The organism is Intestinirhabdus alba (genome assembly GCF_009711095.1).
Classification (GTDB): domain Bacteria; phylum Pseudomonadota; class Gammaproteobacteria; order Enterobacterales; family Enterobacteriaceae; genus Intestinirhabdus; species Intestinirhabdus alba.
In genome coordinates this window covers 42,637-68,925 of record NZ_WMJZ01000022.1, presented here as the reverse complement: position 1 = coordinate 68,925, position 26,289 = coordinate 42,637, and the positions used below count along the sequence as shown (strand labels likewise).

The window sequence follows — 26,289 nt, the reverse complement described above, 5'->3', positions numbered from 1 at the left end:
TGTCCTGCAACTCGAATTATTTAGGGTATAGACTCATCCCTCTTCAGGCCGCCCTGCGCCCGGAATGCTCAGGCAACGGCGCGGAGCATCGCCTGAAGCGTTTTGCGTATCGCGTGTTTAACTATCAGGAGAGTATCATGGACCGATTTTCACAATCCGATCCCATTATCCAGGCGCGTTCCGGCCTGCAAACCTATATGGCTCAGGTGTACGGCTGGATGACCTGCGGCCTGCTGCTGACGGCGTTCGTCGCCTGGTATGCCTCCCACTCCATCGCCTTTCTGCAGCTGCTGTCGGGCAATCGCTTCTTTTTCTTCGGGCTGGTTATCGCCCAGCTGGGCGTGGTGATCGTGCTCTCTGCGCTGATCCAGCGCCTCAGCGCAGGGGCAGCCACCGCGCTGTTCATGCTCTATTCGGTGCTCACCGGGCTGACGCTGTGCAGCATTTTTCTCATCTATACCGCCTCCTCCATCGCCGGCACCTTTGTGGTCACCGCCGGGATGTTCGGGGCGATGAGCCTGTGGGGCTATACCACGAAGCGCGATCTCAGCGGCTGGGGCAATATGCTGTTTATGGCGCTGATCGGCATTTTGCTGGCGTCGCTGGTGAACTTCTGGCTGAAGAGCGAAGCGCTGATGTGGGTCGTCACCTACGTGGGCGTGGTGGTGTTCGTTGGCCTGACCGCCTACGATACCCAGAAGCTGAAGGCTATCGGCCAGCAGGTCGATCCGCGCGACGCCACGGCGCTGCGCAAATATTCGATCTTTGGTGCGCTGACTCTCTATCTGGACTTCATTAACCTGTTCCTGATGCTGCTGCGCATCTTCGGCAACCGCCGCTAGGGCCGGCGCGGGGGGCCGGGTGCAGTCACGCCCCGGCCCCCTGGATTACTTCGCCATCGCCTTCTCGTTTTGCGCCCGCAGCTTCTTCGCCCGGCTCTCCAGCACCAGATAGCAGACCAGCGCCAGCAGCAGCGGAATAAAATAGTAGAGCACGCGCCAGACGAGCAGGGCGGCGATAATGGTTCCCTGGGTGGTGTGTTCGCCCGCCAGCAGCGCCAGAAATACCGCTTCCAGCACCCCAATCCCTGCCGGAATATGGACGATAACCCCGGCGATGCTGCTCACCAGCAGTACCCCCAGCACGAAGAAGTAGTTAACCTGCTGGCCCATCAGCAGCCAGATAATCGCCCCCATGACCATCCAGTTGGCGCTGGATATGGCCATCTGCACCACGGCGAATCGCCAGGACGGTAGCACCAGCTTCTGCCTTTTGATGGTCATATGGCGGCGCTTTGCAAAGGCGCAGAACCCCATATAAACCACGATCAGCAGCAGCAGCGCCACGCCGATAATGCGCAGGGTGCTGCCGTCGATATACCAGTGCGCCGGCAGTTGGACGACGTCGAAGGTAAAGATAAGCCCCCCCAGCAGGACGTAGCCCAGCCAGTTGGTGGCGATGCTGAGGGAAAATATTCGCGTAATGGTGCTGCCCGGCAGACCGAGGCGGGAGTAGAGCCGGTAGCGCATGCCGATGCCGCCAACCCAGGTGCTGAGGGTCAGGTTAAAGGCGTAGCAGATAAAGGAGACCAGCATCACCTGGCGTTTCGACAGCTTATGTCCGCAGTAGTAGCGTCCCAGCAGGTCGTAAACGCCGTACAGCACATAGCTGACGATCGTCAGGCCGGCGGCACCCAGCAGGGCGACCCGGTTGTAGCCGCGGATCGCTTTCCAGACCTCCTCCCAGTCGACCTTTTCGGCGTAAATCGCCAGCAGGACCACCACGGCGATAAAAAAGAGCCAGGTGAGGATTTTCTTCGCCAGCCGCCTGCGCGAATGTGATTTTGCCATTAGGGTTTGACTCCTGAATCCGGGGCTTCGACGCGATCCTGTGTTTCCATTTCCGGCTGGACGGGCGGTGCCACCTGCGCCAGGCGCGGAGTATGCGCCGGCAGCCAGCCCACCAGCGCCGGGAAGTAGCGTAAGAAGTGGAACGCCAGGACGCTTTTGCTGAGGTTCCACCAGGTGCGTTTGGGCAGCATTGACTCATCGACCCGCTTGCAGTCCCGGTTAATGATGGCCTGCAGGTTGTCGCGCAGGGTCTGGTTAAAGGTGCGATCGTGGATAATCAGGTTGGCCTCAAGGTTGAGGGACAGGCTCAGGGGGTCGAGGTTGCTGGAGCCGACCGTCGCCCAGTGGTCGTCCATCAGCGCCACCTTGCCGTGCAGCGGTCGGCGGCGGTACTCGAAGACCTGAACCCCGCCCTTCACCAGGTAGTTATACAGCAGTCGGGCACCGACCTTTACAATCGGCATGTCCGGCTCCCCCTGGACGATAAGTTTAACCCGCACGCCCCGCCGGGCGGCGTTGCGCATGGCGTGCAGCAGACGGTAGCCGGGGAAGAAGTAGGCGTTGGCGATAATCACCTCGCGGCGTGCCTGGGTGAGCATTTTCAGGTAGTAGCGCTCAATGTCGTCCTGGTGTTCGTCATTATCACGCCAGACAAACAGCGCCTGCGCGTCGCCGGGCCGCCGGTTCTCCAGGGCCTGGTGGTGGCGACGCCACCAGCGCCGCACCGCGCTCTGACCGGGCAAATTCTCCACCTCAAACTGCAGAATATCCGCCACCACCGGTCCCTCTACCCGTACCGCGTAGTCCTGTTTAGCCTCCGGGCCGTAGTCGGACATATGCTCGGCGGAGTAGTTGATCCCGCCGATGAACGCTACCCGTTCATCGATTACCACAATTTTGCGGTGCATCCGGCGAAACACGTTGGTCCGCATCCCGAACAGGCGAGGGCGAGGATCGTAATAGCGGAACACCACCCCGGCGGCGGTCAGCTCGCCGACGAAGGCGTCGCTCAGATCCGGGGAGCCGTAGCCGTCCAGCAGTACCTCCGCCTTTACGCCGCGCCGTGCCGCCTTCAGCAGCGCCGCGTGCAGTTGTTTACCTACATTATCTTCAAACCAGATGAAGGTCTCCAGAACGATCCGCTGCTGCGCTTCGCCAATGGCCTTAAACACGGCGGGATAGAACTGGTCGCCGTTCTCCAGCAGCTGAATCTGATTGCCTTCACGCCAGCCACATTTCATAAATGGATCTCCGCGCTAAGGGGGGCATGGTCGGACAGATGCCGCCAGCCGCGCAGCGGTAGCGCCGTCGGCGAGCTGGCATTGGCGTTCTTAACGTAAATACGATCGAGGCGCAGCAGCGGCAGGCTAACCGGAAAGGTGCGCGCCGGGCGGCCGCGTGCGCGGGTGAAGATCTCCTCAAGGCCCGCGGACTCCCGCAGCGGGCGGCTGGCCTTTTGCCGCCAGTCGTTAAAGTCGCCCGCCACCACCACCGGCTCGTCGACGGGCAGGGCGTTCACCCAGTCGGCCAGCATCGTAAGCTGCGCCTGGCGGTGGGCTTCGCGCAGGCCGAGATGGACGCACAGGACGTGGATCGACGCCCCCAGCGCCGGCGGCACGATGCGGCAATAGAGCAGGCCGCGCTTTTCGCCGCCGGCGACCGAGACGTCGCGGTTTTCATAATGCGCAATGGGGTAGCGCGACAGCACCGCGTTACCGTGATGCCCTTCCGGGTAGACGGCGTTGCGCCCGTAGGCGTAATCGCTCCACATGGTGTCCGCCAGAAATTCGTAGTGGGTAGTGTCCGGCCAGTTTTCGACGTGCAGGGGGTGAACCTCATGGGCACCCAGCACCTCCTGCAGACAGACAATATCCGCACCGACGGTTCTGACAGCGTCGCGTAGCTCCGGCAGGATGAAGCGCCTGTTGAAAGCGGTAAAGCCCTTGTGTGTGTTAATTGTCAGCACTTTAAATGAAAACGGCTGCGTTGGTCCGGTCATAATTCTCCTGTCGCGCACTCTCCACCTGTAGCCCTGGTGCGAAGGGTTTTGGCTATAAATAGTGTAGTCGTCGTCACAAAAAGATGCGTTGTTACGGAATTTTCCGTAAAGTTCGGTACTCTGAATAATTCAGATAAAGAAACCTCAGGAGAAAAGCCATGAGATGGCAACAACGGATTCGTGTCACGACTGGTCTCAGTTGCTGGCAGATTGTGTTGCACCTGCTGGTAGTGGCGCTGCTGGTCATGGGCTGGATGAGCGGCACGCTGGTGCACGTTGGTCTGGGCCTGTGCGTGCTGTACGGCGTGACAGTTCTGCTGATGCTGGCGCTGCAGCGCCACCATCAACAGCGCTGGCGCGACGTCGCCGACGTACTGGAGGAGCTAACCACCACCTGGTATTTTGGCGCGGCGCTGATTGCGCTGTGGCTGCTTTCAAGAGTGCTGCACAGCAACGTTCTGCTGGCGCTGGCAGGGCTGGCAATCCTTGCCGGACCCGCGGTCGTGTCGCTGCTGGCGAAAGATAAAAAGCTAGACCATTTTACGTCTAAACATCGCATACGCCGCTGAGCCGGTTGTGGCCGCAATCACCAGCAGCGGCCACAGGCTCCCCCAGACGATGTTAAAATCCGCATCCTTTAAGTAGATCTGCTTGGTAATATCGGTAAAGTGGCGGATGGGGTTAATCCACGTCAGGTTCTGCAGCCACACCGGCATATTCTCCACCGGCGAAACGTAGCCGGAGAGCAGGATCGCCGGCATCATAAAGACAAACACCCCGATAAACGCCTGCTGCTGGGTCGCGCACAGCGAGGAGATCAGCAGCCCGAATCCCACCAGCGACAGCCCGTAGACGGTCATTGTGAAGTAAAACAGCGCCAGCGATCCGGCAAAGGGGATTCGGTAGGCCAGAATGCCGATCGCCAGCACCACGGTCGCCTGAAAGATGGCGACGATCAGCGCGGGCACCGCTTTGCCGACGAAGATCTGCCAGGTGGTCAGCGGCGAAACCAGCAGCTGATCCAGCGTCCCCTGTTCGCGCTCGCGGGCTACCGACAGCGAGGTGACGATCATCACGCCGACGGTGGCGATCATGGCGATCAGCGACGGCACCACGAACCACTTATAGTCGAGGTTCGGGTTATACCAGTTGCGCACCACCAGCTCGCTGTTGTTGGGCTTCGGTCTGCCCTCCGTCAGCTCCTGCTGATACGTTCTGACCATCTGCTGCAGGTAGTTGGCGGCGATCTGTGCGCTGTTGGAGTTGCGTCCGTCGAGGATCAGCTGCATCGGCGCGGGCTGAAGGCGGTCCAGGTTACGGGAAAAGTCGGCCGGGAAGCGCACCAGCAGCAGCGCTTTCTGGGCGTCGATGGTTGGGCGGATCTCTTGGGGGCTTTTCAGCAGCAGAATATGGGTAAAGGCTTTGGCGCGGGCGAAGCGCTGGGTCAGCTCCACCGCGTGCCTGCCGTTGTCTTCGTTATAGATGGCGATGGTGGCGTTGGTCACCTCCAGCGTCGCGGCGAAGGGAAACAGCAGCACCTGAATCAGCACCGGCAGAATCAGGATGGCGCGGGTCTGCGGCTCCCGCAGCAGCGACTGCAGCTCTTTGCGAATTAACGTCCACAGGCGATAAAACATGTTCGTCTCCCTAATCCAGCCGACGCCGGGTTTTCAGCCACGTCAGGCCGATAAACATTACCGCCGAGGCGATTAAAAACAGCACGTTGATGGCCAGCACCAGCGGAATATTGCCCGCCAGAAACAGGCTTTGCAGGGTGCTGACAAAGTAGCGCGCCGGAATAACATAGGTCACCGCGCGGATCGCCGCGGGCATACTGTCGATCTGGAAGATAAACCCTGACAGCATAATCGACGGCAGAAAGGCGGCGTTCAGCGCCACCTGGGCGGCGTTGAACTGGTTGCGGGTGATGGTCGAAATCAGTAGCCCCATGCCGAGCGTGCTCAGTAAAAAGAGGCTGGTAATCAAAAACAGGATCGTCAGCGATCCGCGATAAGGCACCCCGAGAATAAAAACCGACACCAGCATACACAGCAGCATCGCCACCATGCCGAGAAAGTAGTAGGGGATAAGCTTGCAGAGCAGCAGCTCCAGGCGGGTGACCTCGGTGGAGAGCAGCGCCTCCATCGTGCCACGCTCCCACTCGCGGGCCACCACCAGCGAGGTGAGGATGGCACCGATTACCGTCATAATGATGGTTACCGCGCCGGGAATAATAAAGTGTCGGCTGACGGCCGCCGGGTTAAACCAGTAGCGGGTCTGCACGTCGATAAGCGGAGTAAAAGCTTCGCCGCGATCCTGCGCCCGCTGCATCTGCCAGATCTGCCAGACGCCCTCCACGTAGCCCTGGGCGAAGTTGGCGGTGTTCGGCTCGCTGCCGTCGGTAATCACCTGCACCGGCGCGCTGGCGTCGGCGCGGGCCATCCGGCGGGCGAAATCTGCCGGGATAGTCACCAGCCCGCGAATGCGCCCGGCCTGCATCATCTCAATCAGCGCGTGGCGGTTGTCGCTGACCGTGGCCTCAATGTACGGCGAACCGGTCATGGCGCGGGTAAAGTCCAGCGCCTCCTCGCTCTGCTGCTCCAGCAGAATACCCAGCCGCAGCCTGCTGGAGTCGAGGTTGATGCCGTAGCCGAAGATAAACAGCAGCAGCAGCGGAATGGCCACCGCAATCAGCCAACTGCTGGGGTCGCGGACGATCTGCCGGGTCTCTTTGACGCACAGGGCGCGCACGCGACGCCAGGAGAGGAGGCGGCTACTCATGGTTATGCTCCCTGTCCCAGTCGTTAATCAGGGTGATAAACGCCTGCTCCATGGTCGGATCGGGCATCTCGTCATCGGCGGCCTGCGCCTTTAAATCGTCCGGGGTGCCGCTGGCGATAAGCTTTCCGCGGTAAACCAGCCCGATGCGATCGCAGTATTCCGCCTCGTCCATAAAGTGGGTGGTAACCATCACCGTCACCCCTTTTTCGACCATGCTGTTGATATGCAGCCAGAACTCCCGGCGGGTGAGGGGATCGACCCCGGAGGTAGGCTCGTCAAGGAACAGAATGTCCGGCTCGTGCATCAGCGAACAGGCCAGCGCCAGCCGCTGCTTAAAGCCCAGCGGCAGCGCGTCGGCGGCCTGGGAGGCGATGCTTTTCAGACCAAACGCCTCGCTCATGCGGGCTATTTTCTCATTCTGCGCCCGCCGGCGCAGGCCATAGACGCCGGAGAAGAAGCGCAGATTCTGATCCACCGTCAGGTTGCCGTACAGGGAGAACTTCTGCGCCATATAGCCGAGGCGCTGGCGCGCCCTGCCGGAGCTGACCTTCAGATCCATATCCAGCACCAGCGCCTGGCCGGAGGTTGGCGTCAGCAGGCCGCACATCATTTTAAAGGTGGTCGATTTTCCCGCGCCGTTGGGGCCGAGCAGGCCGAAAATCTCGCCGCGTCCAACGGTGAAATTGACGTTATCGGTGGCGGCGAAATCGCCAAATTTCTTGCTCAGCGAGCGGGCCTCGATAACGGTTTCACCGGGGGTTCCCGCAACGGTATGCAGGATTGCGCCCAGCGGTGATTCCGAGGCGGAGGCTCCGCCGAGCAGATCGATAAAGGCGTCCTCAAAGCGCGGGGCGGTGGGTGTTATCTTCACCTCCGGCATCCCCTCCGCCTGGCGGATCGCCTCCGCGCTGGCCGATTTTTTGAGGATCAGGCGCACCGATTTTCCCTGAATCATGCCGTCGCTCACCTGCGGCAGCTTCAGCGCCCGCTGCAGCAGGCGACGGTTATTCTCCCGGGGGCTGTTTATCAGCAGGCTGCGTCCGGCCATGGTCCGGGTCAGCGCGGTCGGCTCGCCCTGGTAGAGCAGTTCGCCCTCGTTAAGCAGCAGCACGTCGCGGCACTGCTCCGCCTCGTCGAGGTAAGAGGTACTCCAGAGGATCAGCATCCCGTCGCCCGCCAGCTCGTGCACCATCTGCCACAGCTCGCGCCGGGAGATAGGGTCCACGCCAACGCCCGGCTCGTCGAGCAGCAGCACCTTCGGATCGCCCACCAGGGTGCAGGCCAGCCCCAGCTTTTGCTTCATGCCGCCGGAGAGTTTTCCCGCCAGCCGTCCGGTAAAGGGGCCAAGGGCGGTGAAGGCCAGCAGGCGGGAGAAGATCTGCTCCCGCGCTTCGCCGGTCACGCTGCGCAGATCGGCGTACAGCCTGAGGTTCTCCATCACCGTCAGATCTTCATACAGGCCGAACTTCTGCGGCATATAGCCCAGCACCGCGTGCAGCGCGCCGTCGTTTTTAAGCGGATCGAAGCCGAGCACCGCGGCGCTGCCGTTGTCCGGCTTCAACAGCCCCGCCAGCATGCGCATCAGGGTGGTTTTTCCCGCGCCGTCCGGCCCCACCAGCCCGGTGACGTAGCCGGCATGAATGGTGCAGTCGAGGGGAGCGACCGCCGGTTTGTCCATTCCCGCGAAGCGCTTAGTCAATCCATTCAGCGTAATGACGGCGTCACTCATGCCCGGCCTCGCGGCTGAACCGCAGCGTGACCGGCATTCCCTGGCGCAGGGCGTCGTCGGCGTCGGTCACCACGATGCGCAGGCGGTAAACCAGATCGGTACGCAGATCGGTGGTCTCCACGGTTTTCGGCGTAAATTCAGCGCTGGGCGATACAAAGCCGATTTTTCCATGATACGGCCGCTCCGGACGTCCGTCGGTATAGAGCAGAACTTCGCGCCCCGGCTGCGCCTGGCCGAGATTGCGCTCGTCCACGTAGGCCCGCACCCACACCGGGCGGGTCAGCGACAGCGTCAGCACCGGGCTGCCGGCGTTAAGCATACTGCCCGGCTCCACCGCGCGGGTTAACAGCATACCGTCGGACGGGGCCACAAGGGTGGCGTCCTGAAGATTGAGCTGCGCCTGGGCCAGCTGGGCCTGGGCCTGTTCGAGGCTGGCCTTCGCCTGGGCGATATCCTGCTGGCGGTTGCCGGCGCGATACTGGCTCAGTCTGTCGCGGGCGGACTTCAGCGTCGCCTGAGCCTGGTCGCGGGAGGAGCGGGCGTTTTCCAGATCGTTGGCGGAAACGGTGCGGCTTTTCCACAGCCCCTGCTGGCGGTTGTAGAAGTTCTGCGCATAGTCAAAGGCCGCCTGCGCCTGCTTCACGGCGGCGTTGGCCTGGGCTATCTCCTCCGTACGATAGCCGGCCAGCATCAGGTCGTACTGGGCCTGGGCCACCGAAACGCCCGCCTTCGCCTGCAGCAGCGCGTTTTCCAGAGGCGCTTTGTCAAGCTCGCCCAGCGTCTGCCCGGCCCGGATGGCATCGCCTTCGTCCACCGCCAGCGACGCCAGCCTGCCGCCGACGCGAAAGCTTAGGCTCACGGTGCGGATATCCACGTTGCCGTAGAGCGTCAGCCCGTCGTCCTGCCGACTTTGATACCACCAGGCACCGCCGGCGATAGCGGCCACGAGCGCCGCGATGACCAGCGCGATAACGACAGGTTTTTTCATTTCTCCGGACTCCTTTGCGATAAGCCTTGCAGAATAAAATCAATATGTTCGGTGACGATTTGGGCAATGAGGTCGCGCTTCTCCTCATCAAAGCGCGGCCAGCCCGTGCGTAACAGAATCGTCTCTTTACAGAGGCGAAAAGCCAACACCTCCCCCAACAGCGCATGGGTATGCAGGATGGTGCGGGTATCGTCGGGATCGCCGCCGGTACAGGCGGCGATCAGTCGCGTCAGGTGGCGGTGCAGAGGATCGATCACCTGGTCATGTACCAGCCGGTACGCCGCGGTGGGGGAGAGCTGCTCGCGTGAGATAAACTTGCTCAGATTGACGGTGTCGTCCTGGGTGAGCAGGGTGATGATGTGCCGGCAGGCGCGCACGATAAGCGCGCGGATGGCGGCCCGATCCGCGACCGGCCCGGCCAGCAGCCGCTCTGCCTCCTCGGCGTAGGGGCGAAAGCGCTCGCTGATGAAGTCGGCTATCCAGCGGGCGCAGGCGAGATAAAGGGCCTCTTTAGAACCAAAGTAGTAGGTAATGGCGGCAATGTTCTGCCCCGCCCGGGCGGCGATGTCGCGGGTGGTGGCATGGAGGCCATATTCACCGAACTGCGCCAGCGCCGAGGCGATCAGCTGCTGCTTCGCCTGTTCGCCGCGGGTGGTGGTGCCGGGAGCGCTCATAACGTGACTGGAAAGTTAATCAATCGATTGATTAAGATTAGGGGCTGTCCGTCCGCTTGTCCAGCGGGCGCGTTACAGATAAAAGCCCTCGGCGTTAAGTTCTTCCCTGACCCAGTTAAAAAACCGCTTCACTTTCTCTTTTTGTTCGCCAGCGTGGGGCAGAACAAAGTGGTGGGCGGCGACCGGCATACTGACGTCGTGGCTGAACACCGGAACCAGGTGGCGGCGGCGGACGCTTTCGCCGGTGAGCAGATTACTCTCCAGAATAATTCCCATCCCCATCCTGGCGGCTTCGATACTCATATAGGAGCGGTCAAAATTAAAAACAAAGTTTTTATTCCAGCCTTTAACTTTGTGCCAGGAAAACCAGTTATTCCAGTTGATTAAAGTACTGTCGGAGTGGATCAGATCGCAGGAGAGCAGATCCCCGATGGTGCGGATGGGCTGAGACTCCGGGCCGGCGGCGGCGCGCCAGGGCAGCATCTTTTCATTTTTTATCGTCTTGACCAGCAGGGTCGGCCACTGCGAAAGGCCGTGGCGAATGTCGATGTCAATGTTATCGCGGGAAAACTGAATGCTTTCGTAGGAGCAGGTCAGGCTGATTTTCAGCTCCGGCGAGGCCTGACGAAACCGGTGAAGCCTCGGCATCAGCCACAGCAGGCCGAAGCTGGGGGCCGAATGGATGCGTAAATCGTCCTGATGAATATCATGAATCACCTGCTCTGTCGCCTGGCCAATGGTATTTAAGGCCCCGGAGACCTCCCTGAGATAGCGTTCGCCAATGGCCGTAAGCTGTACGCCTTTCCCGCTGCGGGAAAAGAGCTTTTTGCCCAAATAGTTTTCCAGGCTGGCGATCTGGTGGCTGACGGCCGACGCCGTGATATTCAGTTTATTCGCGGCCAGATTGAGGCTGCCGGTGTCGGCTACCTCAATAAAAGCCTGCACGTTACGCAGCGAGGGGACCGGGAGAATAGTATTAGGCCTGGAGTGAATCATAGCGCTTTCCTGCTGACAAAATAATTTGAGACGGGAAGGTGAGCGATAATTAAGATATTATTTAAAAGGTTATCTGATTAATATATTAATAAATTTTAGCATACCTGTCGGCTAAACAGCGGCATATTTCGTGATGCGTCTCTCATTTTGCGGTGAAAATAATCGGGATGCCCGGCGGTAATAATTTGAATGAAGTCACGAAGTTAATTTTTCTCAGGCGTAATTGAGCTAATTTGCATATCGCCAATTTCAGCGGTTGTTATATTGCAGAGCGAGGGGAGGAAGAACAGCGTAATGCATACGAAACCATGCCTGCTTCTAATTAATTAGGGGTATGCCGGTTACGCCCCATGCTTTATAAGTGCTGGCTACGCTCCCGTTGATGAAATAAGAAAAATCTCATCCCTTACCGAAAGCGGCCATCATGCCGCCAGAATTATTTAGGGGAGATATGAAAAAACGCTGCGGGCGTTGTTGCGCGCCGCCTGAGCTGACACCAACAGAATTGGCCAGAGAGGTCGGGCAAAGCGATAACGAGGGGAAATTCTGAGGCTCGGTTAACACAGTAACCGGAAAAAGCCAGCGGACGTGCAGCCTGAAATCATGATGAATTTATAAAGAGGATACCCTATGTCACGTATAGATGCCGTAGTCTGTACCGACGTCAGGAAAACAAAATATCGGTTTGTTGTTTTAACGATGATTTTCCTGGTCTACGCCATAAATTATGCCGATCGAACGAATATTGGGGCGGTATTGCCTTTTATTATCGATGAGTTCCGGATTAATAATTTCGAAGCCGGGGCGATTGCCAGCATGTTTTTTCTGGGCTATGCCGTAAGCCAGATCCCGGCGGGCTTTTTCATTGCCAGGCGCGGCACGCGAGGGGTGGTTTCTCTCTCAATATTTGGTTTTTCAGCCTTTACCTGGCTGATGGGAACGGTAAGTTCCGTATTCGGCTTAAAGCTGGTGCGCCTGGGGCTGGGGCTCAGCGAGGGGCCGTGTCCGGTGGGGCTGGCCTCGACCATAAACAACTGGTTTCCGCCGAAAGAAAAGGCGACGGCGACGGGGGTTTATATCGCCGCAACCATGTTTGCCCCGATTATTGTTCCGCCACTGGCGGTGTGGATTGCGGTGACCTGGGGCTGGCGCTGGGTCTTCTACTCTTTTGCCATTCCCGGCATTGTCGCAGCGGTCGCCTGGTATATGCTGGTTAAATCCGCGCCCGCAGAAAGCCGCTTTGTTTCGCAAAGCGAACTGGAGGAGATTAACGCCGGGCAGAGCGACCGGCAGACGACGCGGGAAAATATTTTAATCACCGATAAGTTTACCTGGCTGGATAAGCTCATTCGGGTGCGGAAATTAGCGCCAATCGATACGGCAAAAGGGCTGTTTACCTCTAAAAATATCCTTGGCGACTGCCTGGCCTATTTTATGATGGTGAGCGTGCTGTACGGCTTGTTAACCTGGATACCGCTCTATCTGGTAAAGGAAAAAGGCTTTGACTTTATAAGCATGGGGCTGGTTGCCAGTATGCCGTGCATCGGCGGTTTCGTCGGGGCGATCGGCGGGGGATATATTTCCGATAAATTACTGGGCCGCCGCCGGAAACCGACGATGATTTTTACCGCAATATCGACGGTAATGATGATGCTCATCATGTTAAATATCCCGGCCAGCACCCCGGCGGTGTGCATCGGATTGTTTATGGTGGGGCTGTGCCTGAATATTGGCTGGCCCGCATTTACCGCCTACGGCATGGCGGTCTCCGACGTAAAAACCTACCCGGTGGCCTCTTCAATTATTAATAGCGGCGGCAACTTAGGCGGATTTGTTTCCCCGATGGTGGCGGGCTTTTTACTTGACAGTACCCACAGCTTTAATTCCGTGTTTATGTATTTCGGTATTTGCGCAGCAATAGGTTTAGTGGTGATTCTTTTTCTGGATGAGCCACGCTAACGGGTATTCATTTTGTTCATTTAAATGACCTGAGGTCATGGAGTCATACTATGTTATTAAAAGATAAAGTCGCCATTATTACCGGCGCGGCTTCCGCACGCGGTTTAGGTTTTGCGACGGCAAAACTCTTTGCTGAAAATGGCGCAAAGGTGGTCATTATCGATCTTAACGAGGCGGCCAGCATCTCGGCGGCCCGATCGCTGGGGGAGGGGCATCTGGGCCTGGCGGCAAACGTCGCCGACGAGGCCCAGGTGCAGGCGGCGATCGGGCAGGTTATGGCGAAATATGGTCGGGTGGACGTGCTGGTGAATAACGCCGGTATCACCCAGCCGCTGAAGCTGATGGACATTAGGCGTGAAAATTACGACGCGGTGCTGGACGTCAGCCTGCGCGGCACGCTGCTGATGTCGCAGGCGGTGATCCCGACGATGCGGGCGCAAAAATCCGGCAGCATCGTCTGCATCTCTTCGGTGTCCGCCCAGCGCGGCGGCGGCATTTTCGGCGGCCCGCACTACAGCGCGGCAAAGGCCGGCGTGCTGGGGCTGGCACGGGCGATGGCCCGCGAACTGGGGCCGGATAACGTGCGCGTCAACTGCATCACGCCGGGGCTGATTCAGACCGATATCACCGCCGGTAAGCTGACCGATGAGATGACGGCCGGCATTCTCGCCGGTATCCCGATGAACCGTCTCGGCGACGCCGTTGATATCGCCCGGGCCGCGCTGTTCCTCGGTAGCGATCTCTCTTCTTACTCCACCGGCATCACCCTGGACGTCAACGGCGGCATGTTAATTCACTAAGCGAGGGGCGATTAATGACTAACTCACGGTTACAAAAAGTTGCCGCGGCGGCGTGGCGTATTCGCCGCTATGCCCTGCGTATGGGGGAAGTTCAGGGGCAGGGCTATATCGGCCAGGCGCTGGGCTATGCGGACGTGCTGGCGACGGCGTTCAGCGACGCCGTGTGCTTTCGCGCGGCCGATCCCGAGTGGGAGGGGCGCGATCGCTTTCTGCTTTCCCACGGCCACTACGCCATCGCCTATTACGCGGCGCTGCTGGAGGCGGGAATTATTCCGCAGGAGGAGCTGGAAACCTATGGCTCCGACGACAGCCGCCTGCCGATGTCCGGCATGGCGACCTACACCCCGGCGATGGAGATGTCCGGCGGTTCGCTGGGGCAGGGGCTGTCGATCGCGGTCGGCATGGCGCTGGGGCTGAAGCAAAAGCAGAGCGCGTCATGGGTGTATAACTCGATGTCGGACGGCGAGCTGGACGAAGGCTCGACCTGGGAGGCGGCGATGTCGGCCGCCCACTACGGTCTTAATAACCTGATTACCCTCGTTGACGTCAATAAACAGCAGGCCGACGGCGACTCGCGAAAAATCCTTGGCTTTGAGCCGCTGCACGAGAAATGGGCGGCGTTCGGCTGGCTCGTACAGCGCGTGGACGGCAACGATCTGCCGGCGGTCATCGCCGCTTTCGATAAGGCGAAAAGCGATGTGGGCGAACGGCCGCGGGTCATTCTCTGCGACACTCTGATGGGCAAAGGCGTACCGTTCCTCGAAACCCGCGATAAAAACCACTTTATTCGCGTCGACCCCGATGAATGGCAGCAGGCAATTGCGCTGCTGGATGCCAACAAACCGGAAGGAGTGCTGCAATGAGTCAGACCACGCAAAAACCCCGTTTAAAAACCTCGGCGATGATCGCCTCCATCGCCGACGGAGGCCAGGCGACGGTCGCCGCCCCGTTTGGCGTCGCGCTGTCGAAGCTGGCGGCGGAGCGGCCGGAAATCGTTGGTATGACCGCCGACCTGTCCAAATACACCGATATGCATATTTTCGCCCAGGCCTTCCCGGAGCGTTTTTTTCAGATGGGGATGGCCGAGCAGCTCTTAATGGGGGCGGCGGGCGGCATGGCCAAGGAGGGATTTATCCCCTTCGCCACCACCTATGCCGTATTCGCCACCCGCCGCGCCTGTGATTTTATCCATCAGGTGATTGCCGAAGAACAGCTGAACGTGAAGATCTGCGCCGCGCTGCCGGGCCTGACCACCGGCTACGGCCCCAGCCACCAGGCGACGGAAGATCTGGCGATTATGCGTGGGATCCCCGGCATGACCATCATCGACCCCTGCGATGCGCTGGAGATTGAGCAGGCGGTGCCGGCGATAGCCGCTCACTCTGGCCCGGTCTATATGCGCCTGCTGCGCGGCAAGGTGCCGCTGGTGCTGGATAAATATGACTACCGGTTCGAGTTGGGCAAAGCGAAGCTGCTGGAGGAGGGCAACGACCTGCTGTTTATCTCTTCCGGGCTGATGACCATGCGCGCGCTGGAGGCGGTGGCGAAGCTGCGTGCCGACAACATCAGCGCGGCGGTGCTGCACGTTCCGACCATCAAGCCCCTGGACGAGCAGGCCATCGTTGAGCAGGCGTCGAAGCCGGGTCGGCTAGTGGTGACGGCGGAAAACCACACCTGCATCGGCGGGCTGGGAGAGGCGGTAGCGGCGCTGCTGATGCGCAGGGGCGTGCGCTGTGAGCTGGATACGGTCAGCCTGCCCGACGAGTTCCTGCTGGCCGGCGCGCTGCCGACGCTGCACGATCGCTACGGCATATCCACCGCCATGATGGTGGAAAAAATTAAACGTCGCCTCGGCTGACGCCCGCGCCGCCGCGCAGTGCGGCGGCGCTTTTCCCGCCTCCGGGCCGATGCTCTCCGCGGCAGAATGCCGCTGTTCAGGAAAGCGAATCTTTGTGGCTGAAGAAGGGGCGCGGCGCAGGATAATTTATGCGCCATATCACAAAAACTGTTACACTCCGTTCCTTCATGACATTGTGGTTTTTGTCATCCCTCATGTATGTATCTCCCTGAAGACTACACCGGGAACGGTCGGGGCGGTTCGGAGTTGTTATGTCTTTTGATTCTCTGGGGTTACACCCTGATATCCTGCGCGCTGTTGCCGAGCAGGGCTACCGTGAACCTACCCCTGTTCAGCAACAGGCAATTCCGGCGGTGCTGGAAGGTCGCGATCTGATGGCCAGCGCGCAGACCGGCACGGGCAAAACGGCGGGCTTTACCCTGCCGCTGCTGCAGCATCTCATCAGCAGACAGCCGCACGGCAAAGGGCGTCGCCCGGTGCGTGCGCTGATCCTCACCCCCACCCGCGAGCTGGCGGCGCAGATCGGTGAAAACGTCCGCGACTACAGTAAGTATCTGGATATTCGCTCGCTGGTGGTGTTCGGCGGCGTAAGCATTAATCCGCAGATGATGAAGCTGCGCAGCGGCGTGGACGTGCTGGTCGCCACGCCGGGCCGCCTGCTGGATCTGGAGCATCAGAACGCGGTTAAGCTCGATCAGGTTGAAATTCTGGTACTGGATGAAGCGGATCGTATGCTGGATATGGGCTTTATTCATGATATTCGCCGGGTGCTGGCGAAGCTGCCGGCGAAGCGGCAGAATCTGCTGTTTTCCGCGACCTTCTCTGATGATATCAGGGGCCTGGCGGAGAAGCTGTTGCACAATCCGCTGGCGGTTGAGGTGGCGCGGCGTAATACCGCCTCTGAGCAGGTCACCCAGCACGTTCATCTGGTGGACAAAAAACGTAAACGCGAGCTGCTGTCGCTGATGATCGGCAAGGGCAACTGGCAGCAGGTGCTGGTCTTTACCCGCACCAAGCACGGTGCCAACCACCTGGCGGAGCAGCTTAATAAAGACGGCATCCGCAGCGCGGCGATCCACGGCAACAAGAGCCAGGGTGCCCGCACCCGCGCGCTGGCGGACTTCAAGTCCGGCGATCTGCGCGTGCTGGTGGCGACCGACATCGCGGCCCGCGGTCTGGATATCGAAGAGCTGCCGCACGTGGTCAACTACGAGCTGCCGAACGTGCCGGAGGACTACGTTCACCGCATCGGCCGCACCGGCCGCGCGGCGGCCACCGGTGAGGCGCTGTCGCTGGTCTGCGTGGATGAGCATAAGCTGCTGCGCGACATCGAAAGGCTGCTGAAAAAAGAGATCCCGCGGCTGACCACGCCGGGCTTTGAGCCGGACCCGTCCATCAAGGCGGAGCCGATTCAGAACGGCCGCCAGCAGCGCGGCGGCGGTCGCGGTCAGGGGCAAGGGCAGGGAGCGCCGGGCCGCGCCCAGCGTCCGCGTCGCCAGGACAGCGGCGCGCCACAGGCCAAACCGCGCGGCGGCGAAGGTAAACCGACGGGTGATAAGCCGCGCCCGCCGCGTCGCCCGCGCAGACCAGCCTCCGCGCAATAACGCTCTCTCAGGCCTGCCGCTCCGGCAGGCTCAGACGGATGATAAAGAGGGGAAAACGTAGTTTTCTCCTCTTTATCTTTTTCAGCCCCAAATCAATTTTTCTTGTTTCTTTTCCCGGCGCGTCGGGAGGAATCTGTTCGCCAGTCTATCCGGCCGGTTTTTTCTCTCCCGACCCGCGGGCCTCACCGCCGCCCTCCATTTTTGCGAAGCCCCTTCCGCAACCGGCAAAAAAGGTTCTGCCAGCACCTGATCTATGCCACAATAGTGGCTGTTTATACAGTGTTTCAGGTTTTCTTATGGCCTTAACCGCCGCGCTAAAAGCGCAAATCGCCGCCTGGTACAAGGCGCTTCAGGAGCAGATCCCCGACTTCATTCCCCGCGCGCCGCAGCGGCAGATGATTGCCGACGTCGCCAGAACGCTCGGCGGCGAAGAGGGGCGGCATCTGGCCATTGAGGCACCGACCGGCGTCGGGAAAACCCTCTCCTATCTGCTCCCCGGCATTGCTATTGCCCGCGAGGAGCAAAAAACGCTGGTGGTCAGCACCGCCAACGTGGCGCTACAGGATCAGATCTACAGCAAAGACCTGCCGCTGCTGCGCAAAATCATTCCGGGTTTACGCTTTACCGCCGCCTTTGGCCGCGGCCGCTACGTCTGCCCGCGCAACCTGACGGCGCTGGCCAGCACAGAGCCGGCGCAGCAGGATCTGCTCGCCTTCCTCGACGACGCGCTGACCCCCAATAGCCAAGAGGAGCAGAAGCGCTGCGCAAAGCTGAAGGCCGCCCTCGACGGCCATCGCTGGGACGGCCTGCGCGACCATATCGATATTGCCATCGACGACGACCTCTGGCGGCGGCTGAGCACCGACAAGGCCAGCTGCCTGAACCGCAACTGCCTCTACTACCGCGAGTGCCCGTTTTTTGTCGCCCGCCGGGAAATTCAGGAGGCGGAGGTGGTGGTGGCCAACCATGCGCTGGTGATGGCGGCGATGGAGAGCGAGGCGGTGCTGCCGGATCCGAAAAACCTGCTGCTGGTGCTTGATGAAGGGCATCATCTGCCGGATGTGGCGCGCGACGCCCTGGAGATGAGCGCCGAAATCACCGCCCCCTGGTATCGCCTGCAGCTGGATCTCTTCGTGAAGCTGGTGGCGACCTGCATGGAGCAGTTTCGCCCGAAAACCACTCCGCCGCTGGCCCTCCCCGAGCGCCTGAACGCCCACTGCGAAGAGCTGTATGAGCTTATCGCCTCGCTCAATACTCTCCTTAATCTGCTGATGCCCGCCGGCCAGCAGGCGGAGCACCGCTTTGCTATGGGCGAGCTGCCGGAAGAGATGATGGCCATCTGCCAGCGGCTGGCGAAGCTGACCGAACAGCTGCGCGGGCTGGCGGAGCTGTTTATTAACGATCTCAGCGAAAAAACCGGCGCTCATGACGCGGTGCGCCTGCACCGGCTGCTGCTGCAGATGAACCGCGCGCTGGGGATGTTCGAGGCGCAAAGCAAGCTGTGGCGGCTGGCGTCGCTGGCGCACGCCTCCGGCGCGCCGGTCTCGAAATGGGCCACCCGGGAGACGCGCGACGGGCAGGCGCACGTCTGGTTTCACTGCGTGGGCATTCGCGTCAGCGATCAGCTGGAAAAGCTGCTGTGGCGCAGCGTGCCGCATATTATCGTCACTTCCGCCACCCTGCGCTCGCTGAACAGCTTTTCGCGCCTGCAGGAGATGAGCGGCCTGCAGGAGAAGGCGGGAGATCGCTTTGTGGCCCTCGACTCACCCTTTAACCACGTTGAGCAGGGGAAAATCGTGATCCCCCAGATGCGCTACGAGCCGCTGATGGAAAATGAAGAGCAGCATATCGCCGAAATGGCGGCCTTTTTTCGCCAGCAGCTGGAGAGTAAAACCCATCGCGGGATGCTGGTGCTGTTTGCCAGCGGCCGGGCGATGCAGCGCTTTCTGACCTACGTGACCGATCTGCGCCTGCTGCTGCTGGTGCAGGGCGACCAGCCGCGCTACCGGCTGGTGGAGCTGCACCGCAGGCGGATTGAGAGCGGCGAGCGCAGCGTGCTGGTGGGGCTGCAGTCCTTTGCCGAAGGTCTCGATCTGAAAGGCGAGCTGCTCAGCCAGGTGCACATCCATAAAATCGCCTTTCCGCCCATCGACAGCCCGGTGGTGATCACCGAGGGCGAATGGCTGAAAAGCCTGAACCGCTATCCTTTTGAAGTGCAGAGCCTGCCGAGCGCCTCGTTTAATCTTATCCAGCAGGTGGGGCGTCTGATCCGCAGCCACAGCTGCTGGGGAGAGGTGGTTATCTACGATCGGCGGCTGTTGACCAAAGGCTACGGCAGGCGTTTACTGAATGCGCTGCCGGTATTTCCCATCGAGCAGCCGGCGGCACCGGAGGGGATCGTTAAACCCGAAGAGAAAAAAGCGAAGCCCGCGCGCCGACGTTAACAATGTGAGCACGAGGCAAGGAGTTTTCGATGGATTATCGCAACGTTATTAAAGAGATAGGGCGCGGTAAACACCACGCGCGCGACCTCGATCGGGATACCGCCCGCGCCCTGTACGCCCGGATGCTCAACGGCGAGGTGCCGGACCTGGAAATGGGCGGCATGCTGATTGCGCTGCGCATCAAGGGGGAGGGCGAAGCGGAAATGCTCGGCTTCTATGAGGCGATGCAGCATCACATTCTCCGGCTGACGCCTCCGGCCGGCAGACCCATGCCGGTGGTGATCCCCAGCTACAACGGCGCGCGCAGGCAGGCCAACCTGACGCCGCTGCTGGCGATCCTGCTGAGCAGGCTCGGTTTTCCGGTGGTGGTGCACGGCGTCAGCGAAGATCCAACCCGCGTGCTGACCGAAACCATTTTTGCGCTGCTGGGCATTACCCCGGCCCGGCACGCCGGGCAGGCGCAGGCGGAGCTTGATGGCCAGCGGCCGGTCTATCTTCCCGTCGGCGCTCTCTGCCCACCGCTGGAAAAACAGCTGGCGATGCGCTGGCGGCTCGGCGTACGCAACAGCGCTCACACCCTGGCGAAGCTGGCGACCCCGTTTGCCGAGGATGCCGCTCTGCGCCTCTCCAGCGTTTCGCATCCGGAGTATGTGCCGCGGGTGGCGAAGTTCTTCAGCGATATCGGCGGCCGGGCGCTGCTGATGCACGGCACCGAAGGCGAAGTGTATGCCAATCCGCAGCGCTACCCGCAGATTAGCCTTGTCGATCGCGGCGGAATAAGCGTTCTGCTGGAGCGGCAGAGCGAAATGCCGGACGAGCCGGTGCCGCTGCCGGCGGCGAAAGATCCGCAAACCACCGCCCGCTGGATCGAGCGCTGCCTGGCGGGCGGCGAGCCGGTTCCCGCATCGCTGAAGGTCCAGATGGCCTGCTGCCTGAAGGCGACGGGCGAGGCAGCGTCGCTGGCGGAAGGGCTGGTGCGGGTAAACCAGATCGTCTGATTTCTCGGATCTGCGCTGGTTCGCGGCCGGTGTTGGCCTCTCCGGCGCGACTTTTTCGCGCCTTTATTGACCTTTCGGGCCGCCCGTGGGCAGCATAGAGAGGGGTAAAAAAGCCCCTCCCGGCAGCCGGGCCATATAACAGGAGACAAGAATGAACAGTGGGCACCGCTTTTCCGCACCGACCCTGCACGCCTTTGTTGAGGCCGTTTTCCGTCAGATGGGCAGTCATGAACAGGAGGCGCGTCTGGTAGCCGATCACCTGATCGCCGCTAACCTTGCCGGACATGACTCCCACGGCGTCGGCATGATCCCGAGCTATATTCGCTCCTTCTCGCAGGGCCATCTGCAGATTAACCGCCACGCCAGCGTGATAAAGGATGCCGGGGCGATACTGACCCTGGACGGCAACCGCGCCTTCGGGCAGGTAGCGGCCCACGAGGCCATGGCGCAGGGGATCGCCAGGGCGCGCGAGCACGGCATTGCCGCCGTGGCGCTGCATAACTCGCACCATATCGGGCGTATTGGCTACTGGGCCGAGCAGTGCGCGGCCGCCGGATTCGTATCCATACATTTTGTGAACGTGGTCGGCACCCGGATGGTCGCGCCATTCCCTGGGCGCGACGGCCGTTTCGGCACCAACCCCTTCTGCGCCGTCTTCCCGCGTAAAAACGATTTTCCCCTGCTGCTGGACTACGCCACCAGCGCCATCGCCTTCGGTAAAACGCGCGTGGCCTGGCATAAGGGCGTGCCGGTGCCGCCGGGCTGTCTGATCGACGCCAGCGGCGAGCCGACCACCGATCCGGCGGCGATGCAGGAGCCGCCGCTGGGGGCGCTGCTGACCTTTGCCGCCCATAAAGGCTACGCGCTGGCGGCGATGTGCGAGATCCTCGGCGGCGCGCTCTCCGGCGGAGAAACCACCCATCAGGAGACGCTGCAGGAGAGCGCCGACGCCATTATTAACGGCATGACCACTGTGATCCTCAATCCTGAGCTGTTTGGCGCGCCGGAGTGCGACCGCCAGACCGCGGCCTTTGCCGAGTGGGTTAAGGCTTCCCCTCATGCGGAAGAGGCACCGATCCTGCTGCCGGGAGAGTGGGAGGTGAACACCCGTCGGGAGCGTCAGCAGCAGGGGATACCGTTGGACGCCGGCAGCTGGCAGGCGATCTGCGACGCGGCGCGGCAGATCGGTATGCCGGAAGCGGAGCTGCAATCCTTCTGCCATCGGCTGGCCGGTTAACGATCGCGTCTTATTCGCCGGAAGCGCTGAAAAAGCCCCGCCGCGCCCTGGAAGAAATCCGTTGTCGGCAGGGCCTGACACCGCCGGTGGCGCATAAAAAAGTCCGTCCGCTGGACGGGCAAACAGGGGTGATACAGAGCAATAAGGGGGGAAGCAGTGGTGTCGGTGGGTTAACCGACGAGGAGAACGTCAGGAGAGGCAGCGCTTAGCAAATGCCCCGGCTGTAGTGCCGATCATGAGCGCGATATAAATGTGGCGCTCAACATACAGCACATGGACATAGCAGAATTAATGGCAGCGGATCACGTCGTCAAAGCCATCGAGGCTGGCGTAAGTCTGGCTCTGTGCCAGTTGTAGCCTGAGAAGTGGGAAGACTCGCCGTTTATGGCGGGGGCAGTCACTTGTTGATAAACGCGGTGCCGCTTATTTGCAGATAAGCTTCAGAAAGTTGATGTTTTGTCGGTGCGCTGAGTATCCGGCACGGCGAGGCAATATAAAATTGCATACGAATTTAAGAACGGGTTAACGCGGATCAACGCCGGCCGGCAGCGCGGCGTTTAACGGCACGTTTTGTTAAGCGGTGGGGAGGACAGCAGGGACGCAGACGGAATCGTTTGTGCTGGTTTGCCGCTGATGTCAACGCAGCTGGCTGTCCTTCGAACCCCGGCGGTTATAGCCGGAGCTGACCTGATTCTGCGAATCTTTCTCCTGCTGGCACTGCAGGCACAGTTTGACCCCCGGCACCGCCTTACGCCGGGCCTCCGGGATAGGTTCGCCGCACTCTTCGCATTCGCAGCGGCTCTCGCCGGTCGGCAGCTCGCCGCGGGCGCGGGCAATGGCGTCTTCTATGGTGCTGTTGATCTGATCGTTTACGGCGTCGTCATTCGCCCAGCCGGATGCCATGCGTTACCTCCCGTAGGGTTAAAAATTTTGCCGTCCGGAACGGACGTAGCAAGTGAATCTGTCGTTACGTTGTGCGATCTCCGCACCGCCGGGATTTTAAGAACGTTTTCTTTGAATAGTGTAGTGAATATGCGACCAAAAAACGCGCGCGCAAGGTGTCTCCGGAGAAAGCTATTGCCGGGACGTGGCGGCCCGGGCCGCAAAAACCGCTAAATCAGCGGGATACCGGCGGCGGGGCCAGCGTTTTTTATCCTCTGCCAACTTATGTCGCTTTTCTCGCGTCGTGCTGGTTTACCGCGTGGCGTTATGCGGGTATCTTACGCCGCTGCAAAAAGGAGAATGTTATGTCCCCCCAGAAACCGGGATTACACCCGCGCAACCGTCACCACGGCCGTTACGATCTGGCCGCGCTGTGCCAGGCGAACCCTGAGCTGGCCCAATTTCTTACCCTGACCCCGGCGGGCCAGCAGAGCGTTGATTTCGCCAATCCGCTGGCGGTAAAAGCGCTTAATAAAGCCCTGCTGGCGCATTTTTACGGCGTCGCCAGCTGGGATATTCCACCGGGGTTTCTCTGCCCGCCGGTGCCGGGGCGCGCGGACTATATTCATCATCTCGCCGATCTGCTCGGTGAGACGACGGGGTCCATTCCGACCGCTGCCAGCGTGCTGGACGTGGGCGTCGGGGCAAACTGTATCTATCCGCTTATCGGCGTGCGCGAGTACGGCTGGCGCTTTACCGGCAGTGAAACCAGCGATACGGCGCTGGCCAGCGCCCAGGCGATCGTCAACGGCAACCCCGGCCTGAGCCGCGCCATTCGCCTGCGCAGGCAGAAGGACCCCGCCGCCATCCTTAATGGCATTATCCATAAGAACGAGCAGTATGACGCCACGCTATGCAACCCGCCGTTCCATGATTCCGCCGAGGCCGCCCGCGAGGGCAGCGAGCGCAAGCGGCGCAACCTCGGGCAGAGCAAGCACGACGCCCTGAACTTCGGCGGCCAGCAGGAGGAGCTGTGGTGCGAGGGCGGCGAGGTGGCCTTCATCAGCAAAATGATTGCCGAAAGCCCGGCCTTTGGTCGTCAGGTGATGTGGTTTTCTACCCTGGTGTCGCGCGGTGAAAATCTGCCACCCCTCTACCGGGCGCTCACTGAGGCCGGGGCGGTGAAGGTGGTAAAGAAGGAGATGGCCCAGGGGCAAAAGCAGAGCCGCTTTATTGCCTGGACCTTTATGGATGACGATCGCCGCCGCCGCTTTATGGCGCGCAGACGCCAGGGGTAGGCGACTCCGCTGACGGGGCAGAGGGCGCTGGCAGCACCTGCCAGGTCTGCACCGGGGCGCGAACCTTCGCCAGGTCGAACTGTTTTTTCACCTGGCCGTCGAGGGCGAAGCGCACCGTCCACTGCTTCAGCGGCAGGGTGGTAAACGACACGCGGAGCGTAAAGGCGGTGTTGCTCAGGCCAACGATGCCGGCGAACGACGGTTCGCCGATAATCAGTCCGCGAATCTCCTCCATCGCCATCACTGCCGCTACCGCCTCCTTCAGCGCCTGGTTGGCTTTGTCCGCGTCCTCGTTGCGATCGACGTCATAGTTGGCCACCACCGAGCCGATGCCGCGCACGAAGTTGGCGAAGGTGGTGATCGATGACCACGGAATAATATGATAGGCACCGGTATCCTGGCGCACCCCCACCGAACGGATCGACATGCGCTCCACCGTGCCGGTCAGCGGCCCAATGGTCACCAGATCGCCGGTGTTCATCCCGTTCTCAAACTGAATAAATACCCCGGTAATAATGTCCTTCACCAGGGTCTGCGCGCCAAACGAAATCGCCAGCCCGAGCGCCCCGGCTCCGGCGAGCAGCGGGGCGATATTCACGCCGATCTCCGACAGCACGATCATCACGGTAATGGTGCTGATCACTACCGCCAGCGCGTTGCGAAACAGCGTCAGCAGCGTGCGGGTGCGCGCGCTGGGCAGCGGACGACCGTGGATATCCGACGTCAGCCGGTTTTCGATCAGGCTGGCGAGAAGAGTCCAGCCCACGGCGGAGAAGAAAAGGATCAGCGCGATGCGGATCAGAATATCAACGGTTCTCTCGCCCGCGCCGTAGTGCAGCCAGTTCCAGAAATCAAACAGCCCCCAGGCGTTGAGCAGCAGCATAACGGCGACGCAGACCGTCAGAATACGCGCCGCTTTCAGGGCGGTGGAGAGCCAGCCGTTGAGCCGCTTTTGCAGCTCCGGATAGCTGCGCTGAGTGTGGGGCGACAGGGTAATAGTTTTGGCTATCCAGCGGGAGAATATGCCGCAGACAAAGGCGGCGACGCCGATAATCAGCAGGCTGCGCAGCGTTGCGCCCATCATAAACTTCAGGCTGTTGCCCGGATCGAACAGCGAGAAAAAGAACAGCACGATGAAGTAAGCGCTGGCCAGCCAGTGCCAGATCAGCGCGAAGGCGCGGATAAAGAGGCTGAAGAAGGCCAGCGACCGCTCTGAAAGGCTCAGCAGATGGCCGGCAATCTCTCTTTTATTATGGAAGATCAGGTACAGCGCCCACAGGGTGATGCACAGCATAATAACCACGTTCGCCATCGCGCCCACCTGTACGTTGACCTGATTTGAGACGATCGGCACCGCGACAATCAGCCCGTAGCCGATCAGGCTGCTCAGGGCGCTGAGGCGGCGGTTCCAGTAGTTCGCCCCGACGTCCTGAATGTTGAACGCCCGCAGATCCGCCACCTTAGGGCAGAAAATCAGCCGCAGAACGGCCTTGAAAAACTCAATCAGCGCGAAGGCGTTAAGAAACAGGCTCTGCTGAAAGGCAATGGTTCTGTTATTGGCGTTAAAGCTGTTGCTCAGCATCTGCCCGACGAACAGGGTCAGCGCCAGCAGCAGCAGATCGATAAAAAAAGCGCCGAGGATCATGGCGGGCAGCTGCAGCCAGTTGCTGCGGTCGCGATTCTTTTTGCGCGCCCACGCGCCCATTTTACGATACAGCGGCAGGGCGCACAGGCGCGCCAGCCAGTAAAGGCTGAACACCGCCGCCGCCAGCAGCAGAAAGTGGCTCAGGGCGTTGGTAAAGGTGCGGGCATTAAAGGGTTTATGCGGCGCGGTGGTGATATTGCGATACAGCTGGGCAAAGCGGTCAGAGAAGGCTTCGCCATAGCGGCGGCTGATATCGGTGACGTTTTCCAGCACCGTCTTCTCTTCCCTCAGCGTGGGCGGCGTAATTTTAGGCACCGCTTCCGGGGGCGGCGTGGCGGCCGCGCTGCGCAGTTGGTCAATCAGCTCCTTGCGGGAAGCGTCATTTTCCAGTATGTCCGCCAGCGCCGCCCAGGCCGCTTTTTTCTGCTCCAGGTCCGGCGCGCTCCGGGAATCACTCGTCGCGCCGGTAGTGACGCCAGGAATCACCGCCGCGTGGGCGGTCGCGCCCAGCAGGCAGCAGAGGATAAACAGGATCCACCGCATAGCT

The 26,289-nt window shown here is 60.7% G+C and carries 22 protein-coding genes; 11 read left to right on the top strand and 11 right to left on the bottom strand.

Annotation, left to right across the window (positions count from 1 at the left end):
- Positions 1-137: 137 nt before the first annotated feature.
- Positions 138-842 (top strand): Bax inhibitor-1/YccA family protein, encoded by a 705-nt coding sequence (locus GJV78_RS15790; RefSeq protein WP_155109227.1) that lies wholly within the window; start codon positions 138-140, stop codon positions 840-842.
- A 45-nt stretch (positions 843-887) separates the two neighbouring features.
- Here the strand turns inward: GJV78_RS15790 and GJV78_RS15785 are convergent, their stop codons facing one another.
- The 3 genes from GJV78_RS15785 to GJV78_RS15775 are packed head-to-tail and all read right to left on the bottom strand — an operon-like array spanning position 888 to position 3,849.
- Positions 888-1,850, bottom strand: coding sequence for a lysylphosphatidylglycerol synthase domain-containing protein (locus GJV78_RS15785; RefSeq protein ID WP_155109226.1), 963 nt, complete (start codon positions 1,848-1,850; stop codon positions 888-890).
- Positions 1,850-3,091 (bottom strand): cardiolipin synthase ClsB, encoded by a 1,242-nt coding sequence (gene clsB / locus GJV78_RS15780; protein ID WP_155109225.1) that lies wholly within the window; start codon positions 3,089-3,091, stop codon positions 1,850-1,852. Before clsB ends, GJV78_RS15785 begins: the two co-directional genes overlap by 1 nt.
- The gene (locus tag GJV78_RS15775) at positions 3,088-3,849 is read right to left on the bottom strand and encodes an endonuclease/exonuclease/phosphatase family protein (protein ID WP_155109224.1); all 762 of its coding nucleotides are present in this window, start codon (positions 3,847-3,849) and stop codon (positions 3,088-3,090) included. Before GJV78_RS15775 ends, clsB begins: the two co-directional genes overlap by 4 nt.
- 158 nt (positions 3,850-4,007) lie before the next feature.
- Here GJV78_RS15775 and GJV78_RS15770 point away from each other — a divergent pair, with 158 nt between their 5' ends.
- Positions 4,008-4,418, top strand: a complete 411-nt coding sequence (locus GJV78_RS15770) for a YbhQ family protein (protein ID WP_155109223.1) — start codon at positions 4,008-4,010, stop codon at positions 4,416-4,418.
- Here the strand turns inward: GJV78_RS15770 and GJV78_RS15765 are convergent.
- From GJV78_RS15765 to GJV78_RS15740, 6 genes are all read right to left on the bottom strand, one after another.
- Positions 4,380-5,486, bottom strand: coding sequence for an ABC transporter permease (locus tag GJV78_RS15765; protein ID WP_155109222.1), 1,107 nt, complete (start codon positions 5,484-5,486; stop codon positions 4,380-4,382). The genes GJV78_RS15770 and GJV78_RS15765 overlap by 39 nt on opposite strands.
- A 10-nt stretch (positions 5,487-5,496) precedes the next feature.
- The gene (locus GJV78_RS15760; protein WP_155109221.1) at positions 5,497-6,630 is read right to left on the bottom strand and encodes an ABC transporter permease; all 1,134 of its coding nucleotides are present in this window, start codon (positions 6,628-6,630) and stop codon (positions 5,497-5,499) included.
- Positions 6,623-8,359 carry an ATP-binding cassette domain-containing protein gene (locus GJV78_RS15755; protein WP_155109220.1) on the bottom strand — a complete coding sequence of 579 codons (1,737 nt, stop codon included), beginning with the start codon at positions 8,357-8,359 and terminating at the stop codon, positions 6,623-6,625. Before GJV78_RS15755 ends, GJV78_RS15760 begins: the two co-directional genes overlap by 8 nt.
- Entirely contained in the window at positions 8,352-9,347 is a 996-nt protein-coding gene (gene hlyD / locus GJV78_RS15750; protein WP_155109219.1) for a secretion protein HlyD, read from the bottom strand. Before hlyD ends, GJV78_RS15755 begins: the two co-directional genes overlap by 8 nt.
- Positions 9,344-10,021, bottom strand: a complete 678-nt coding sequence (gene cecR, locus GJV78_RS15745; RefSeq protein ID WP_155109218.1) for a transcriptional regulator CecR — start codon at positions 10,019-10,021, stop codon at positions 9,344-9,346. Before cecR ends, hlyD begins: the two co-directional genes overlap by 4 nt.
- Before the next feature lie 72 nt (positions 10,022-10,093).
- A complete protein-coding gene (locus GJV78_RS15740) occupies positions 10,094-11,017 on the bottom strand; it encodes a LysR family transcriptional regulator (RefSeq protein ID WP_155109217.1) in 924 nt (307 codons plus the stop codon).
- Positions 11,018-11,647: 630 nt separating this feature from the next.
- On the opposite strand from GJV78_RS15740, the gene GJV78_RS15735 reads away from it, so the two are divergent.
- The 8 genes from GJV78_RS15735 (at position 11,648) to GJV78_RS15700 (ending at position 21,917) form a co-directional block, all read left to right on the top strand.
- Positions 11,648-12,976, top strand: a complete 1,329-nt coding sequence (locus GJV78_RS15735) for an MFS transporter (RefSeq protein ID WP_155109216.1) — start codon at positions 11,648-11,650, stop codon at positions 12,974-12,976.
- Positions 12,977-13,026: 50 nt separating this feature from the next.
- The gene (locus GJV78_RS15730; RefSeq protein WP_155109215.1) at positions 13,027-13,776 is read left to right on the top strand and encodes an SDR family NAD(P)-dependent oxidoreductase; all 750 of its coding nucleotides are present in this window, start codon (positions 13,027-13,029) and stop codon (positions 13,774-13,776) included.
- 14 nt (positions 13,777-13,790) lie between these two features.
- On the top strand, positions 13,791-14,639 hold the full coding sequence (locus tag GJV78_RS15725; RefSeq protein WP_155109214.1) for a transketolase: 849 nt from the start codon (positions 13,791-13,793) through the stop codon (positions 14,637-14,639).
- Complete coding sequence (locus tag GJV78_RS15720; protein WP_155109213.1) at positions 14,636-15,634, top strand: transketolase family protein; 999 nt, start codon at positions 14,636-14,638, stop codon at positions 15,632-15,634. The genes GJV78_RS15725 and GJV78_RS15720 overlap by 4 nt, the downstream gene beginning before the upstream one ends.
- A gap of 251 nt (positions 15,635-15,885) precedes the next feature.
- Positions 15,886-17,238 carry an ATP-dependent RNA helicase RhlE gene (gene rhlE / locus GJV78_RS15715; protein WP_155109212.1) on the top strand — a complete coding sequence of 451 codons (1,353 nt, stop codon included), beginning with the start codon at positions 15,886-15,888 and terminating at the stop codon, positions 17,236-17,238.
- 296 nt (positions 17,239-17,534) lie between these two features.
- Positions 17,535-19,682 (top strand): ATP-dependent DNA helicase DinG, encoded by a 2,148-nt coding sequence (dinG, locus tag GJV78_RS15710; RefSeq protein WP_155109211.1) that lies wholly within the window; start codon positions 17,535-17,537, stop codon positions 19,680-19,682.
- A 29-nt stretch (positions 19,683-19,711) separates the two neighbouring features.
- Positions 19,712-20,680 carry a DNA-binding protein YbiB gene (gene ybiB / locus GJV78_RS15705; protein ID WP_155109210.1) on the top strand — a complete coding sequence of 323 codons (969 nt, stop codon included), beginning with the start codon at positions 19,712-19,714 and terminating at the stop codon, positions 20,678-20,680.
- Between the two features lie 151 nt (positions 20,681-20,831).
- Positions 20,832-21,917 (top strand): malate/lactate/ureidoglycolate dehydrogenase, encoded by a 1,086-nt coding sequence (locus GJV78_RS15700; RefSeq protein ID WP_155109209.1) that lies wholly within the window; start codon positions 20,832-20,834, stop codon positions 21,915-21,917.
- Positions 21,918-22,553: 636 nt separating this feature from the next.
- On the opposite strand, the gene GJV78_RS15695 is transcribed toward GJV78_RS15700, so the two are convergent.
- Complete coding sequence (locus tag GJV78_RS15695) at positions 22,554-22,820, bottom strand: DksA/TraR family C4-type zinc finger protein (protein ID WP_155109208.1); 267 nt, start codon at positions 22,818-22,820, stop codon at positions 22,554-22,556.
- A gap of 344 nt (positions 22,821-23,164) precedes the next feature.
- On the opposite strand from GJV78_RS15695, the gene rlmF reads away from it, so the two are divergent.
- Positions 23,165-24,097, top strand: a complete 933-nt coding sequence (rlmF, locus tag GJV78_RS15690) for a 23S rRNA (adenine(1618)-N(6))-methyltransferase RlmF (RefSeq protein WP_155109207.1) — start codon at positions 23,165-23,167, stop codon at positions 24,095-24,097.
- Here rlmF and ybiO read toward each other — a convergent pair.
- A complete protein-coding gene (ybiO, locus tag GJV78_RS15685; RefSeq protein WP_155109206.1) occupies positions 24,072-26,285 on the bottom strand; it encodes a mechanosensitive channel protein in 2,214 nt (737 codons plus the stop codon). The genes rlmF and ybiO overlap by 26 nt on opposite strands.
- Between the last annotated feature and the right edge of the window lie 4 nt (positions 26,286-26,289).